Source organism: Kutzneria kofuensis (genome assembly GCF_014203355.1).
GTDB lineage: Bacteria > Actinomycetota > Actinomycetes > Mycobacteriales > Pseudonocardiaceae > Kutzneria > Kutzneria kofuensis.
Genome location: NZ_JACHIR010000001.1, coordinates 4,426,280 through 4,440,314 on the forward strand (window position 1 = coordinate 4,426,280; position 14,035 = coordinate 4,440,314).

14 protein-coding genes are annotated in these 14,035 nt (G+C 71.1%); 10 read left to right on the forward strand and 4 right to left on the reverse strand.

What is annotated here, in order from left to right; all coding sequences use genetic code 11:
• Window positions 1-12: 12 nt before the first annotated feature.
• Genes BJ998_RS20515 through BJ998_RS20525 form a run of 3 tightly spaced genes read right to left on the reverse strand, consistent with a single transcriptional unit; the run spans window position 13 to window position 3,614 of the window.
• Entirely contained in the window at window positions 13-1,071 is a 1,059-nt protein-coding gene (locus BJ998_RS20515; protein ID WP_184863958.1) for a hypothetical protein, read from the reverse strand.
• 43 nt (window positions 1,072-1,114) lie between these two features.
• Complete coding sequence (locus BJ998_RS20520) at window positions 1,115-2,602, reverse strand: CoA-acylating methylmalonate-semialdehyde dehydrogenase (protein WP_184863960.1); 1,488 nt, start codon at window positions 2,600-2,602, stop codon at window positions 1,115-1,117.
• A 16-nt stretch (window positions 2,603-2,618) separates the two neighbouring features.
• Window positions 2,619-3,614, reverse strand: coding sequence for a LacI family DNA-binding transcriptional regulator (locus tag BJ998_RS20525; RefSeq protein ID WP_184863962.1), 996 nt, complete (start codon window positions 3,612-3,614; stop codon window positions 2,619-2,621).
• 133 nt (window positions 3,615-3,747) lie between these two features.
• On the opposite strand from BJ998_RS20525, the gene BJ998_RS20530 reads away from it, so the two are divergent.
• From BJ998_RS20530 to BJ998_RS20575, 10 genes are all read left to right on the forward strand, one after another.
• The gene (locus BJ998_RS20530; RefSeq protein ID WP_184863964.1) at window positions 3,748-4,752 is read left to right on the forward strand and encodes a Gfo/Idh/MocA family protein; all 1,005 of its coding nucleotides are present in this window, start codon (window positions 3,748-3,750) and stop codon (window positions 4,750-4,752) included.
• Window positions 4,749-5,636, forward strand: a complete 888-nt coding sequence (locus BJ998_RS20535) for a TIM barrel protein (RefSeq protein ID WP_312890244.1) — start codon at window positions 4,749-4,751, stop codon at window positions 5,634-5,636. Before BJ998_RS20530 ends, BJ998_RS20535 begins: the two co-directional genes overlap by 4 nt.
• A 29-nt stretch (window positions 5,637-5,665) precedes the next feature.
• Window positions 5,666-6,661: a sugar ABC transporter substrate-binding protein gene (locus tag BJ998_RS20540; protein ID WP_184863966.1), complete on the forward strand. Its 996-nt coding sequence runs from the start codon at window positions 5,666-5,668 to the stop codon at window positions 6,659-6,661.
• Window positions 6,658-7,704 carry an ABC transporter permease gene (locus tag BJ998_RS20545; RefSeq protein ID WP_184863969.1) on the forward strand — a complete coding sequence of 349 codons (1,047 nt, stop codon included), beginning with the start codon at window positions 6,658-6,660 and terminating at the stop codon, window positions 7,702-7,704. The genes BJ998_RS20540 and BJ998_RS20545 overlap by 4 nt, the downstream gene beginning before the upstream one ends.
• Window positions 7,701-8,480: an ATP-binding cassette domain-containing protein gene (locus BJ998_RS20550; RefSeq protein WP_184863971.1), complete on the forward strand. Its 780-nt coding sequence runs from the start codon at window positions 7,701-7,703 to the stop codon at window positions 8,478-8,480. Before BJ998_RS20545 ends, BJ998_RS20550 begins: the two co-directional genes overlap by 4 nt.
• On the forward strand, window positions 8,477-9,424 hold the full coding sequence (gene iolC, locus BJ998_RS20555; RefSeq protein WP_312890245.1) for a 5-dehydro-2-deoxygluconokinase: 948 nt from the start codon (window positions 8,477-8,479) through the stop codon (window positions 9,422-9,424). The genes BJ998_RS20550 and iolC overlap by 4 nt, the downstream gene beginning before the upstream one ends.
• A complete protein-coding gene (locus tag BJ998_RS20560) occupies window positions 9,414-10,304 on the forward strand; it encodes a Cgl0159 family (beta/alpha)8-fold protein (protein WP_184863973.1) in 891 nt (296 codons plus the stop codon). Before iolC ends, BJ998_RS20560 begins: the two co-directional genes overlap by 11 nt.
• Window positions 10,301-11,188, forward strand: a complete 888-nt coding sequence (gene iolB / locus BJ998_RS20565) for a 5-deoxy-glucuronate isomerase (RefSeq protein ID WP_184863975.1) — start codon at window positions 10,301-10,303, stop codon at window positions 11,186-11,188. Before BJ998_RS20560 ends, iolB begins: the two co-directional genes overlap by 4 nt.
• Entirely contained in the window at window positions 11,185-13,029 is a 1,845-nt protein-coding gene (iolD, locus tag BJ998_RS20570) for a 3D-(3,5/4)-trihydroxycyclohexane-1,2-dione acylhydrolase (decyclizing) (protein WP_184863977.1), read from the forward strand. Before iolB ends, iolD begins: the two co-directional genes overlap by 4 nt.
• 163 nt (window positions 13,030-13,192) lie before the next feature.
• Complete coding sequence (locus BJ998_RS20575; protein ID WP_184863979.1) at window positions 13,193-13,618, forward strand: hypothetical protein; 426 nt, start codon at window positions 13,193-13,195, stop codon at window positions 13,616-13,618.
• A gap of 63 nt (window positions 13,619-13,681) precedes the next feature.
• On the opposite strand, the gene BJ998_RS20580 is transcribed toward BJ998_RS20575, so the two are convergent.
• Window positions 13,682-13,870: a DUF3073 domain-containing protein gene (locus BJ998_RS20580; RefSeq protein WP_184863981.1), complete on the reverse strand. Its 189-nt coding sequence runs from the start codon at window positions 13,868-13,870 to the stop codon at window positions 13,682-13,684.
• Window positions 13,871-14,035 lie beyond the last annotated feature (165 nt).

Genomic DNA, 14,035 nt, shown 5'->3' on the forward strand with positions numbered 1-14,035 from the left:
TCGCACGTGGCGTCAGGAACGGGTCACCCGGGCGTTGAGGATCGCGTACCCCTCCAGCAGCACCGACAGGTCGTCCGTCCAGTCGGCGTTGGTGAAGCGGGCCCAAGCGCGGATGGCCTCGGTCAGCGCCGGCACGTCCGCCTCCGGCATCGCCACCTCCCGCGCCAGTTTGAGGATCTGCGCGTGGCCGAAGTGCAGGCCGAAGTCGGTCACGGCGCGGCCGGTCTCCTCGGCGCTGCGGACCACGAAGCCGGCCCACCAGCGCGACCATTTCTCGTCAGTGTCACAGGTGGCCATGAACTGCTCGATCACGCCCTCGTCGGCCGGCGCGGGGGGCAGGTCGGTCAGCACCGCCTCCATCAGCGCCGTCCGCCCGATGACCTTCCTGACCTGCGCGGCCGGAAGGTCGGCGGCGAAGTCCGGTCCCTCGTCCACGAACATGGTCACCGGGCCGAACAGGCGGTACGACACCTCGGTCGGGCTCAGCGCGACGGGTTCCCCGTGGGCCGAGATCGCCCGGGCCAGCTCGCGGACGAACGCGACACCGTCCTGCGGGCCCCGCACGACGACGCTGAGCAGGCGCATCAGGCCGACGTGCTCGACGATCACGCCCAGCGTGTGGTCGTGGTACTCCAGGACGATCGCCTCGTAGTCCCGGTTGGCGTCGGTGATCGAACGGGCGGCGAGCAGCCGCAGCTTCAGGTCGCCGGCGTACCAGGCCGGCATCGACCCGGTGGCGAGCGCGAGTTCCTCGCCCAGCGCGGCGAATTCGGCCCGCCGCTTGCGCCGGCCGACCAGGCTCAGCGCCAGCGCCGCCGCCGTACCGGCGGCCCCGCCCACGTCGGCGATCTCGAACCGCAGCTGCCCGATGGCGATGTCCGGGTCGTCTCCCGTATCCCAGGCGACGGCGCGGTAGTGGCCGATCAGGTCGGACGCCCAGGTCCGAGCCTGCACCAGCGACGTGATCTCCAGCGCCTGCTCGACCGTCTCGGCCAGCGGCGACACCCGCGGCGGACGCGGCCTACCGGCGTTGTTCCTCTTGGGCTTGCGCTTGCGGCTGGCCGGGCTCATGCCACCGATCGTGGCACGGGCCCGGCCAGCGCCTCCAGCAACGTCAGCCGTTGGTGGGGAAGCCCAGATCGATGCCGGACTGGCGGGGCCAGCGGGCGGTGACGGCCTTGGCCCTGGTGTAGAAGCGGACGCCCTCGGCCCCGTGCACGTGGGTGTCGCCGAACAGGGAGTCCTTCCACCCGCCGAACGAGTAGTACGCCATCGGCACGGGGATGGGCACGTTGATGCCGACCATGCCGACGTGCACCCGCCGCTGGTACTCCCGCGCGGCGAGGCCGTCGCCGGTGTAGACGGCTGTGCCGTTGCCGTACGGGTTGGCGTTGACCAGCCGGACGGCGTCCTCGAAGGTCTCCACCCGGACGACCGACAGGACCGGGCCGAAGATCTCGTCACGGTAGATGGACATCTCCGGCGTGACGTGGTCGAACAGGGTCGGCGCGACCCAGAAGCCGTTCTCGAAGCCGGCGGGGGCGTAGCCGCGGCCGTCGACCACGAGCGTCGCGCCCTCGGCGACTCCGGCGTCCACATAGGACGCAACCTTGTCCCGGTGCGCGCCGGTGACCAGCGGCCCCATCTGGGACGACGAGTCGTCGCCGGGCCCGGTGACCAGCTGCCGGGTGCGAACGGCGATGGCCTCGACCAGGCGGTCGGCGACGTCCCCGACGGCGACGATCACGGAGATGGCCATGCACCGCTCGCCGGCGCTGCCGTAGCCGGCGGACACGGCCGCGTCGGCGGCGACGTCGATGTCGGCGTCGGGCAGCACGACCATGTGGTTCTTGGCGCCGCCGAGCGCCTGCACCCGCTTGCCGTTGGCGGTGCCCCGGGCGTAGACGTGCTTGGCGATCGGCGTGGAGCCGACGAAGGAAACCCCGGCCACGTCGGGGTGATCGAGCAGCGCGTTCACCGCGGTGGCGTCGCCCTGCACGACGTTCAAGACGCCATCGGGCAGGCCGGCTTCGCCGAACAGCTCCGCCAGCCGCACGGATGCGGACGGATCGCGCTCGGAAGGCTTGAGCACGAAGGCGTTCCCGGCCGCGATGGCGACGGGGAACATCCACATCGGGACCATCACGGGGAAGTTGAACGGAGTGATGCCGGCGACCACGCCGAGCGGCTCACGCACCGAGTACGCGTCCACGCCGCGGGAAACCTGCTCGGAGTGCTCGCCCTTGAGCAGATGCGGGATGCCGCAGGCGAATTCGACGACCTCCAGCCCGCGCTGCACCTCGCCGGCGGCGTCGGACACCACCTTGCCGTGCTCGGAGCTGATGATCTCGGCCAGCTCGTCGGCGTGGTCGTGCACCAGCTGCCGGAACGCGAACAGCACCCGGCTGCGGGTGGACAGCGACGAGTCGGCCCACGACTGCGCGGCCTTGACCGCCGACGACACGGCGAGGTCCACATCGGACTGGTCGGCGAGCGCCACCTGGCGCGCCACCTCGCCGGTGCTGGGCCGGAACACGTCACCGGTGCGGGTCGACGAGCCGGTGGTGCGGGCCCCGTCGATCCAGTGCGGTGTCACACTCACGTCGAAATCCTCCTGCTCATGGTGGTGGCGGCGCGGTGGTCGCGCGGACCACCAGGGACGGGTGCAGCAGCCGGTGGACCGCGTCGGTCCGGCCGCGCACCCGGTCGATCAGGGCCTGTGCGGCCAGCCGGCCCATCTCGTGCCGAGGCTGGTCCACAGTGGTCAGTGACACGTGCCGCAGCGCGGCCAGCGACGTGTTGTCGTAGCCGATGACGGAGATGTCCTGCGGCACGCGCAGTCCGGCGTCCTCCAGCGCGGAGATCGCCCCGACGGCGTTGTAGTCGTTCGCGGCCACGATCGCGGTGGGCATCGGGCCGCCGGCGGAGACCAGGCCGCGCACGGCCCGGGCGCCAGCAGTATCGGTGTACTCGCTCGCCACCACAAGGGGTTCCAGCCCGTGCCGCTGCATCGCGGCGACATATCCCTTGCGGCGCAACGAGGCCTGCGAACCGCCGCCGCCGTCCAGGTGGACGATGTGCCGGTGGCCGAGCTCGACGAGGTGGTCGACGGCCAGCCCGGAGCCGACCTCGCCGTCGTCGTTTATCGTGTCCACACTGGACAATCGTGACGCCCGGGACACCAGCACGAGCGGCGACTGCTCCGCCGCCTTGGCGATGGTGGACGCGGGAACGACGGGCCCGAGCAGCGCGATCCCGGCCGGCCGGAACGACAAGAGGCTGTCGACGGCGCGACGCTCGCGGGTCGGGCTGCGGCCGCCGGTGTTGATGATGAGGTCGAAGCCCTGCTCGGTGACGGCGGCGTCGAAGCCGTCCACCACCTCGGCGAAGAAGGCGTTGTTCAGGTCGGACACCATCGCGCCGAGCACCGTCGAGGTGGCGCTGGCCAGCGACCGGGCCATGAGGTGCGGGGAGTAGCCGAGCTCTTCGGCGGCCTGCAGCACGGCGCTGCGCCGCTGCTCGCTGACCTTGGGCGAGCCCCGCATGACCAGCGAGACCAGCGCGCGCGACACCCCGGCCCTCGCGGCCACGTCCTCCATGGTCGGACGACCCATCCGCACCTCCCGGCTTGACCGATACAAGGTCACAAGGGTGAAACCGCCCCTTGACATCCGTGTGACGCACCCTACAGGGTTGGAGCGCTCCAACCAATAGAGCGCTCTAACGGACCGGATGGAGATCCCGCACATGCGCATCGGAGTTGCCGGCGTCGGGCGGATCGGCGCCATGCACGCCGCCAACCTCGCCTCCCTGGACCAGGTGGACGAGGTCGTCCTGTTCGACCCGGTGCCGGGCCGCGCCGAGCAGGCCGCCGCCGAGCTCGGCGCCGACACCAGTCACGTCGACGACCTCGACGCGCTGCTCACCGCGGACGGCGTGCTGCTGGCCACCCCGACCGACACCCATCCGGAGATGCTGCGCCGCAGCATCGGCGCCGGCATCCCCGTGCTCTGCGAGAAGCCCATTGCCAGCGACCTGGCGACCATGCAGGCCCTGGTGGACGAGGTGGAGGCGGCCGGCGCCACCGTGCTGGTCGGCTTCCAGCGCCGGTTCGACCCGGCGATCGTCGAGTTGCACCGCCGGCTGCGGGCCGGTGAGGTGGGCAAGGTGTACCTGGTACGCGCCCTGGGCAACGACGCCCAGCCGCCGGACTTCGGCTACCTGCCGGCGTCCGGGGGCATCTTCCGCGATCTTTTCGTGCACGATCTGGACGCCGTTCCGTGGCTGGTCGGCGAGCCGGTCGTCGAGGTGTACGCGTCCGGCTCGGTCCTGGTCGACCAGGCCTTCGCCGACGCCGACGACGTGGACAACGCGGTGATCACGCTCAAGTTCGCCGGTGGCGCGCATGCGCTGATCGCCGGCGGCCGGCACGACCCGCTCGGCTACGACCACCGGATCGAGGTCCTCGGCAGCAGGGATGCCCTCACGGTTGGTCTAGACCCTCGCACCCCGCTGACCTCGCTCGAACCGGACGGCCCCAAGGTGTCCATTGACGCCTACCCCGGGTTCCCGGAACGATTCCGCAACGCGTACCTCAACGAGATGGCGGTGTTCGTCGACGTGGTGGCCGGTCGTGCCGACAATCCGTCCCCGGTTCGGGACAGCCTGGTCAGCCTGCGTCTGGCGGAGGCGTGCGAGGCGTCCCGCCGCTCGGGCAACCCGGTCCGGCTGCTGTCGGAGGTGGGCGCGTGAGCACCGTGAAGATCGCCGGCGCGCCGATCTCCTGGGGCGTGTGCGAGGTGCCCGGCTGGGGCCGGGTGCTGCCGCCGCGGACCGTGTTGTCGCAGATGAGCGAGCTGGGGCTGCGCGCGACCGAGCTCGGTCCGCCGGCCTACCTGCCCGAGGACCCGGCCGTTCTGCGTGAGACGCTTGCCGGACACCAGTTGACTCTGGTCGGCGGATTCCTGGCCGTCGTCCTGCACGACGCGTCGCGCACCGAGCAAACTCTGCGCGAGGCCGAGCACTCCGCCGAGGTGCTCGCCGCGGGCGGCGCCGAGGTGCTGGTGCTCGCCGCCGCAACGGGTCTCGACGGTTACGACGAACGTCCACAGTTGACGGATGAACAGTGGGCGACCCTGATCTCCACCTGTGCCGCGATCCGGGATGTCGCTGCCCGGCACGGCCTGTCGACGGTGTTGCACCCGCACGTGGGCACGCACGTCGAACGCGGCGCCGAGGTCGAGCGCTTCCTGGCCGACTCGGACCTGCCGCTGTGCCTGGACACCGGGCACCTGCTGATCGGTGGCGCGGACCCGGTCGAGCTGGCCAAGCGCCATGCCGCCAGGATCAGCCACGTGCACCTCAAGGATGTCCGGGCCGAGATCGCCGACGAGGTTCGGTCGGGTCGGCTCGGGTACGCCGACGCGGTCGCCAAGGGCATGTACGTGCCGCTGGGCGACGGCGATGTGGAAGTGGGCGCGATCGTGCGCTTCCTCCACGAGGCGGGTTACGCCGGGTGGTACGTCCTGGAGCAGGACACCGCCCTGACCGAGGATGGCACCGAGGGGGACTCAAAGCCCCTGCGTGACACCGCTCGGAGCATCGCTTACCTCGACACGGTCGTCCGGGACCTGTAACCGGCGGCCGCACTTCCCCAGGAGCGACAATGTTGTCCAAGAAGTCCAAGAGGATCCTGCTTGGCATGGCGGCCGCGGCCGGCGCGATCGCGCTGGCCGCGTGCAGCGGGCCCGCCTCCTCGTCCTCGAGCGGCGGCTCCGCGGCGAACGGCTCCGCGACCAGCGGCGGCCCGATCAACGTCGCCGTGGTCACGCACGGCTCGGCCGGCGACTCGTTCTGGAACGTGGTGAAGAACGGCGCCACCGACGCCGGCAAGCAGCTGGGCGTGAACGTCACCTACAACTCCGACGGCGATCCTGGGGCGCAGTCGAAGTTGATCGACAACGCGGTCGCTCAGCACGTCGACGGCCTGGTCGTGTCCATGGCCAACCCGGACGCGCTCAAGACCTCCATCCAGGCCGCGGTCAAGGCCGGCATCCCGGTCATCACCATCAACTCCGGCCAGTCGCAGAGCGCCGCCTTCGGCGCGCTGGCCCACGTCGGCCAGGACGAGGGCATCGCCGGCCAGCAGGCCGGGGCCAAGCTCAAGTCGGCCGGCAAGACCAACCTGCTGTGCGTGATCCACGAGGCCGGCAACGTCGGCCTGTCGCAGCGTTGCGACGGCGCCAAGCAGGGCTTCGGCAAGACCACCAACCTGCAGGTCGACATCAACAACCCGACCGACGTCGAGGCCAAGATCAAGGGCGCGCTGCAGACCGACTCGTCGATCGACGCGGTGCTCACCCTCAACCCGCAGATCGCGCTGTCCGCGGTGAACGCGGCCAAGGAGGCCAACTCCAAGGCCACCGTGGCCACCTTCGACCTCAACTCGGACGTGGTCAGCGCCATCAAGTCCGGCCAGATCGCCTTCGCGGTCGACCAGCAGCAGTACGAGCAGGGCTACCTGCCGATCGTGATGCTCAAGCTCTACCACGACAACGCGAACACCGTCGGCGGCGGCCAGCCCGTGCTCACCGGGCCCGGCTTCGTCGACAAGTCCAATGTGGACAAGGTGGCGCAGTACGCCGCACGGGGAACCCGATGAGTGATTTCTCGGGCACGCTGACGACCGACGAGCGCATCGCCAGTCCCAGCCTGCTCAACCGACTGGCCGTCCGGCCGGAGATCGGCGCGCTGATCGGCGCGCTGGTGGTGTTCGTCTTCTTCACGGTGATCACCAGTCAGTTCGTCACGCCGGCCGGGATCTCGACGTGGCTGGACACCTCGGCCACGATCGGCATCGTCTCGGTCGCCGTGGCGCTGCTGATGATCGGCGGCGAGTTCGACCTGTCCGCCGGTGTCATGACCGCGTCCACGTCGCTGGTGACGGCGATGCTGGCCACCAAGCTGGGCGTGAACGTATGGCTCGCCATCCTGGTGTCGCTGGTGTTCGCGCTGGCGGTCGGCGCCTTCAACGGCTGGCTGGTGATGCGCACGAAGCTGCCCAGCTTCATCGTCACGCTGGGCACCTTCTTCGCGCTGCAGGGCATCAACCTCGGCGTGACCACGCTGGTGACCGGCACCGTCCAGGTGTCGGGCATCGCCACCGCGCCGGGCTACGCCTCGGCCGGCTACCTGTTCGCGTCCACGTTCTCGCTGGCCGGCACGTCGTTCCCGATCTCCATCGTGTGGTGGATCGTGGTGACGGCGCTGGCGGCCTGGGTGCTGGTGCGGACCCGCTTCGGCAACTGGATCTTCGCCGTCGGCGGCTCCGCGGCCAGCTCCCGCGCGGTCGGCGTGCCGGTGGGCCGCAGCAAGATCGTCCTGTTCATGACCACCGCGGGCGCGGCCTGGCTGGTCGGGACGATCAACATCCTGCGGTTCACCACCGTGCAGGCCAACCAGGGCATCGGCCTGGAGTTCGAGTACATCATCGCGGCGGTCATCGGCGGCTGCCTGCTGACCGGCGGCTTCGGCTCGGCGGTCGGCGCCGCCATCGGCGCGCTGATCTTCGGCATGGCCAACCAGGGCATCGTCTACGCGCACTGGAACAGCGACTGGTTCAAGCTGTTCCTGGGCATCATGCTGCTGGCCGCGGTGCTGGTGAACAACGGCTTCCGGGCCAGGGCGGAAAGGGTGCGGCGATGAGCTCACTGCTGGAGGTCCGCGGCGTCGGCAAGACGTACGGCAGCGTGATCGCGCTGCGGGACGTGTCCACCGTGGTCAACGCGGGCGAGGTCACCTGCGTGCTCGGCGACAACGGCGCCGGCAAGTCCACCCTGATCAAGATCCTGGCCGGGCTGCACCAGCACGATGCCGGCGAGTTCCTGGTCGAGGGCGAGCCGGTGCAGCTGTCCTCGCCGCGCGAGGCGCTGGACCGGGGCATCGCGACCGTGTACCAGGACCTGGCCGTGGTGCCGCTGATGTCGGTGTGGCGCAACTTCTTCCTCGGCTCCGAGCCGACGAAGGGCTTCGGGCCGTTCCGGATCCTGGACCGGCGCAAGGCCAAGGACGAGACCCGGTGGGCGCTGGCCGACATGGGCATCGACCTGCGGGACGCGGAGCAGCCGGTGGGCACGCTGTCCGGCGGCGAGCGGCAGTGCGTGGCCATCGCCCGCGCGGTGCACTTCGGCGCCAAGGTGCTCATCCTGGACGAGCCGACCGCGGCGCTGGGCGTGAAGCAGGCCGGCGTGGTGCTCAAGTACGTCGCCCAGGCCCGCGACCGCGGCCTCGGCGTCGTGCTGATCACGCACAACCCGCACCACGCCTACCCGGTGGGCAACCGGTTCCTGCTGCTCAAGCGGGGCCGCAGCCTGGGGTGCTTCGACAAGAAGGACATCAGCCTGGAGGAGTTGACCAGGCAGATGGCCGGCGGCGCGGAGTTGGAGGCGCTGCAGCACGAACTTCGTGGTGCGGCATCGTGAACACGCGGTTGGAGGCGCTCACGGTCGGCCGGGTCGGGGTCGATCTGTACCCGGAGCAGAGCGGCGTGCCGCTCGCCGGCGTGAGCACCTTCGCCAAGTCCCTGGGCGGCACGGCCACCAACGTCGCGGTGGCCGCCGCCCGGCTCGGCCGGCGCACGGCCGTGCTGACCAAGGTCGGGCCGGACGGCTTCGGCGACTACGTCCGGCAGGCGCTGGCGGGCTTCGGCGTGTCGCCGGAGTTCGTCGGCACCGCGCCGGACCTGCTGACGCCGGTGGTGTTCTGCGAGCTGAACCCGCCGGCCGATCCGCCGCTGCTGTTCTACCGGCTGCCGATCGCGCCGGACCTCACGCTGACCGAGGCCGACGTGCCGTGGGACGTCGTCGAGGACGTGCCGCTGCTGTGGGTCACCGGAACCGGCGTGTGCACCGAACCGGCCCGCTCGACCCAGCGCAAGATCCTCCAGCGGCGGGCTCGTCGCGGGCACACGGTGCTGGACCTGGACTACCGGCCGATGTTCTGGTCCGATGTGGACACCGCGCGGGCGGAGATCGGCTGGATGCTCGACCACGTCACGGTCGCCGTCGGCAACCGCGCCGAGGTCGAGGTGGCGGTCGGCACCGCGGACCCGGACGAGGCCGCGGACCGGCTGCTGGCCCGGGGGATTTCCCTCGCCCTGGTGAAGAAGGGGGCGGACGGCGTCCTCGTCGCCACCCCCGAGCACCGGGAAACCGTGACGCCGCAACGGGTCGAGGTGGTCTGCGGGCTGGGGGCCGGCGACGCGTTCGGCGGCTCGGTGATCAACGGCCTGCTCGCCGGCTGGGACCCGGCGACGATCGCCCGGCACGCCAACGCCGCCGGCGCGATCGTCGCGTCCCGGCTGGCCTGCGCCGACGCGATGCCCGACGCGGGCGAGATCGAGGAGTTGCTTTCCCTTGTTGACTGACGAGCAGTGGGCCGGCCTGCTGCACACCAGGGCGACCGACCCGCATGCGGTGGCGGTCGCGTATGCGACCAGGCGGCGCCGGCCGGCACTGCTGTCCGACAAGGGCACGCTGTTCCTCGTCGCGGCCGATCACCCGGCACGAGGGGCGCTGGGTGTCGGCGGCGATCCGCTGGCCATGTCCGACCGCCGTGAGCTGCTGGACCGGCTGCTCACGGCGCTGGCCAACCCGGCGGTGGACGGCCTGCTGGCCACCCCGGACATCGTCGAGGAGCTGCTGCTGCTCGACGCGCTGCACGACAAGATCGTCATCGGCTCGATGAACCGCGGCGGCCTGGCCGGCGCCGACTGGGAGATCGAGGACCGGTTCACCGGTTACGACGGTCAGTCCATTTCGGACTGTCGGCTGGACGGCGGCAAGATGCTGCTGCGCATCGTGGATTCCGACGCCGGCACCATCCCGACGCTCCAGGGCTGTGCGGACGCCGTGACGGACCTGGCCGGGCAGGGCCTGATGGCGATGGTCGAGCCGCTGCCGTACACCCGGGACTCCTCGGGAAAGCTGGTGCTGCAGAAGGATGCCCAGTCGCTGGCGCGGGCCATCACGGTCGCGTCCGCGCTGGGCGTCACCTCGGCGTACACCTGGCTGAAGCTGCCGGCGCCGTCGGAGGAGAAGGTGCTGGACACCACCACGCTGCCGGTGGTCGTGCTCGGTGGCGTGCCGTCCGGCAATCCCGCCGACGACCTCGCCGCCTGGGGTAGCGCCTTGTCGCATCCGGTGGTGCGCGGGCTGGTTGTCGGCCGTGCCCTGCTCTACCCGCCCGACGGCGATGTCGCCGCCGCCGTGTCAGCCGCCGCGAAGGTTCTGGAGGTCGCGTCGTGAGCCTGCACCGTCCACTCGGGACACTGTCGGACGGCGAGGACCCGGTCCGGCTCGCGCCGGAGGACGCCGGCTGGTCGTGGACCGGCCTGCGGGTGCTGCTGCTGCATCCGGGCACCTCCCGGGTGATCGAGACCGGCGAGTTCGAGGCGTTCGTGCTGCCGCTGTCCGGCGGCTGCGTGGTCGAGGTCGACGGTCTCCGCTTCGAGCTTTCCGGGCGCGACTCCGTGTTCACGCGCGTCACCGACTTTGCCTACGTGCCAAGGGATGCCACCGTCACGCTGTCCACTCGGGACGGTGTCGAGGTCGCGCTGCCGATGGCCCGCTGCAGCCGCCGGCTGGAGCCGAAGTACGGGCCGGCCGAGGACGTGCCGGTCGAGGTCCGTGGCGCCGGCAACGCCACCCGGCAGGTCACCAACTTCGGCGTGCCCGGCGTGTGGGACCACGCCGACAAGCTCAACGCGTGCGAGCTGATCACGCCCGACGGCAACTGGTCCTCGTACCCGCCGCACAAGCACGACGAGGCGACCGAGTGCGAGGTCGTCAACGAGGAGATCTACTACTTCCGGATCGCCGGCCGGGACGGCGTGAACACCTCGCGGGACGGCTTCGGGCTGCACCGCACCTACACCGCCGACGGTGAGATCGACGAGGACGTCGCCGTCCGCGACGGCGACGTGTTCCTGATCCCGCGCGGCTATCACGGCCCGTGCGTGGCCGCGCCCGGCTATCCCATGTACTACCTGAACGTGCTGGCCGGGCCGGCCGACGACCGCTCGATGGCGTTCTGCGACGACCCCACCCACGGCTGGGTGCGCGACACCTGGGCCGCCACGCCCCCGGACCCGCGCTGCCCGGTGACCTCCGCGAAGGGACGCGTGCGATGAAGCTGACCACCGCCCAGGCCCTGGTCCGCTGGATGATCGCCCAGCGGACGGAACTGCACGACCTCACCGAGGTGCCGCTGTTCCCCGGCGTGTTCGCGATCTTCGGGCACGGCAACGTGCTCGGGCTCGGCACCGCGCTGGAGGAGCACCGGGACGAGTTGCCGGTGTGGCGCGGGCACAACGAGCAGGGCATGGCCCTGGCCGCCGTCGGCTACGCCAAGGCCACCGATCGCCGGCAGGTCGGCGTCGCCACCACGTCCATCGGCCCCGGCGCCCTGAACCTGGTCACCGCCGCCGGTGTCGCGCACGCCAACCGGTTGCCGCTGCTCCTGCTGCCCGGCGACACCTTCACCAGCCGCGCGCCGGATCCCGTTCTCCAGCAGATCGAGCCGTTCCATGACGGCACCGCCAGCGTCAACGACGCGTTCCGGGCGGTGAGCCGGTACTTCGACCGGATCACCCGTCCCGAGCAGCTGCTGGCCGCGCTGCCGCAGGTCGCCCGCGTGCTCACCGACCCGGCCGACTGCGGGCCCGCGACCCTGGCCCTGCCGCAGGACGTGCAAGCCGAGTCCTTCGACTTCCCCGAGTCGCTGTTCGAACCCGTCGTGCACCGCGTCCTGCGGCCGCAGCCGGACGCCCGGTCGGTGCGGGACGCCGTGGAGATCATGAAGGAGTCCTCGCGGCCGCTGCTGGTGCTCGGCGGCGGCGTCCGCTACTCCGGGGCCGTCGAGCACGCCATCGGCTTCGCCGAGCGCTACGGGATACCCATCACCGAGACCACCGCCGGCCGGACCCTGGTCGCCCACGACCACCCCCTGCACGCCGGCCCCCTCGGTGTCACCGGCTCCACCTCCGGCAACGAGCTGGCCGCCGAGGCCGACCTGGTCATCGCCGTCGGCACCCGCCTCCAGGACTTCACCACCGCCTCGTGGTCCGTCTTCTCCCCGGACGTCCGGCTGATCAGCGTCAACGCCGCCCGCTTCGACGCCGTGAAGCACGGCGCCGTGGCCCTCGTCGGCGATGCTCGCGCCACCCTCTCCACCTTCTTCGGGCTCGACGGCTGGTCCGTTCCCGCCGAGTGGACCGCCCGCGCCCAGGCCGCCCGCGCCGGCTGGGACTCCCACATCGACAAGCTCCGGGCCCCGTCCGGCGAGCTCACCTATGCCCAGGTCGTCGGCATGGTCAACGACCAGTCCGGCCCCGACGACTACGTGATGACCGCCTCCGGCGGTCTCCCCGGCGAGCTCATCGGCGGCTGGCGGGCCACCGGGCCGGCCACCATGGACGTCGAGTACGGCTTCTCCTGCATGGGCTACGAGATCGCCGGCGCGTGGGGCGCCGCCATGGCCCGCACCTCCGGCGTCGTCACCACTCTTCTGGGTGACGGTTCCTATCTCATGCTCAACTCCGAGCTGTTCAGCGCCGCCTTCGCCGGCCACGGCTTCGTGGCGGTCGTCTGCGACAACGACGGCTACGCCGTCATCCACCGCCTCCAAACGGGCCAAGGGGCCGCCGGCTACAACAACATGTACGCCGACTGCCGCAGCTCCCTCGCCGAGCCGCCTCGTGTCGACTTCGCCGCCCATGCCGCCGCCCTGGGCTGCTCCGTCTTCGAGGCCGACGCCGGTTCCTTCCCCGCCCAGTACGCGGCCGCCCGCTCGGCTGCTTCGGAGGGCAAGGTCGCCGTGGTGACCGTCAAGACCCACCCGGCGTCGTGGACCGAAGCCGGCGCGTGGTGGGAGGTCGGCGTCCCCCAGACCTCGCACCGCCCGGAGGTCCAGGCCGCCCGCGCCGAGCTGGACGAGGCCAAGGCCAAGCAGGTCCGCTACCTGTCGCACTGATCGTCGGCTGCACCCGGCCAGGGCGGCGCGCATCGACGAGCCGATGTGCACCGTGACGGCCTGGATGACGATGCCGGCGATCCGCCCGCTCACGGTGTCGCGCGTGTCCGCCATGGGGTGACTATCCGGCGGGGCTGATCGACTACGGCTATCGTCCGAGGGGATGCACTCCCAGCGTGTCCCGGTGCTCTGCCCGGACCACTTGCCGGACGGCCTGTGCCGGATGGTGGCGCAGATCGTCGACGACATCACGGTGGCGCTGCCCACCGTGCACCCGAAGCTCCGGGTGGAGGTGGGCGATCCGGCCGGACGTCCGCTGTTGACCTTCACGGTGTGGTTCGACCACGTCCGCCGCACGGCGTTCGGGGTGCCGGTGCGCATGCTGCGGGCAAGCGTGGAGCAGCTGCGCGGCGACCTGGCCGCGAAGCTCCAGAACGCGTTCGTCGAGGAGTACGGCAAGCCGCTGCCACCGTGCCCGGGACACGAGCATTCGCTGGCGCCGGAGGTGCGCGACGTCGCTGTGTGGCTATGCCCGTACGACCCGGGTCACTGGTCCTGCCGGATCGGTGACTACCGGGCCGAGGGGTAGGCAAAAGGGAGGGCTGAGCGGCCGGTCGCCCGGCAGCTCAACCCTCGCCACGTCGCAGACGCGTCAACGACGGTAGTCGTCGTCGTAATCGTCGTACGGGTCTTCCGCGTGCTCATCGTCATGCGTGCCCACACCGGACTGGTTCTGACCCGACAGCTCGCGCTGAAGGGCGTCGAAGTCCGTGTTGTGGGAGCTGTACTTGAGCTCTCGGGCCACCTTCGTTTGCTTGGCCTTCGCTCGGCCGCGCCCCATGGCTCGACCCCCTCGCACAGGGACGGGGGCGGCCGGGGGATCGGCGGCCCCACTCGTCACGACAACTGGTTCCTGGTAACTACCGTACCGTGTCGATGGGGTTCGATGCGACGCGGCTTGCTTGTGGACCGCACGACACCTCGCCGACGCCCGGTCGGGCCCGCG

Coding starts and splice junctions, on each gene's coding strand:
- BJ998_RS20515 (WP_184863958.1), bottom strand. CDS start 1,071: ATGAGCCCGGCCAGCCGCAAGCGCAAGCCCAAGAGGAACAACGCCGGT.
- BJ998_RS20525 (WP_184863962.1), bottom strand. CDS start 3,614: ATGGGTCGTCCGACCATGGAGGACGTGGCCGCGAGGGCCGGGGTGTCG.
- BJ998_RS20530 (WP_184863964.1), top strand. CDS start 3,748: ATGCGCATCGGAGTTGCCGGCGTCGGGCGGATCGGCGCCATGCACGCC.
- BJ998_RS20540 (WP_184863966.1), top strand. CDS start 5,666: ATGTTGTCCAAGAAGTCCAAGAGGATCCTGCTTGGCATGGCGGCCGCG.
- BJ998_RS20545 (WP_184863969.1), top strand. CDS start 6,658: ATGAGTGATTTCTCGGGCACGCTGACGACCGACGAGCGCATCGCCAGT.
- BJ998_RS20550 (WP_184863971.1), top strand. CDS start 7,701: ATGAGCTCACTGCTGGAGGTCCGCGGCGTCGGCAAGACGTACGGCAGC.
- iolD (WP_184863977.1), top strand. CDS start 11,185: ATGAAGCTGACCACCGCCCAGGCCCTGGTCCGCTGGATGATCGCCCAG.
- BJ998_RS20575 (WP_184863979.1), top strand. CDS start 13,193: ATGCACTCCCAGCGTGTCCCGGTGCTCTGCCCGGACCACTTGCCGGAC.
- BJ998_RS20580 (WP_184863981.1), bottom strand. CDS start 13,870: ATGGGGCGCGGCCGAGCGAAGGCCAAGCAAACGAAGGTGGCCCGAGAG.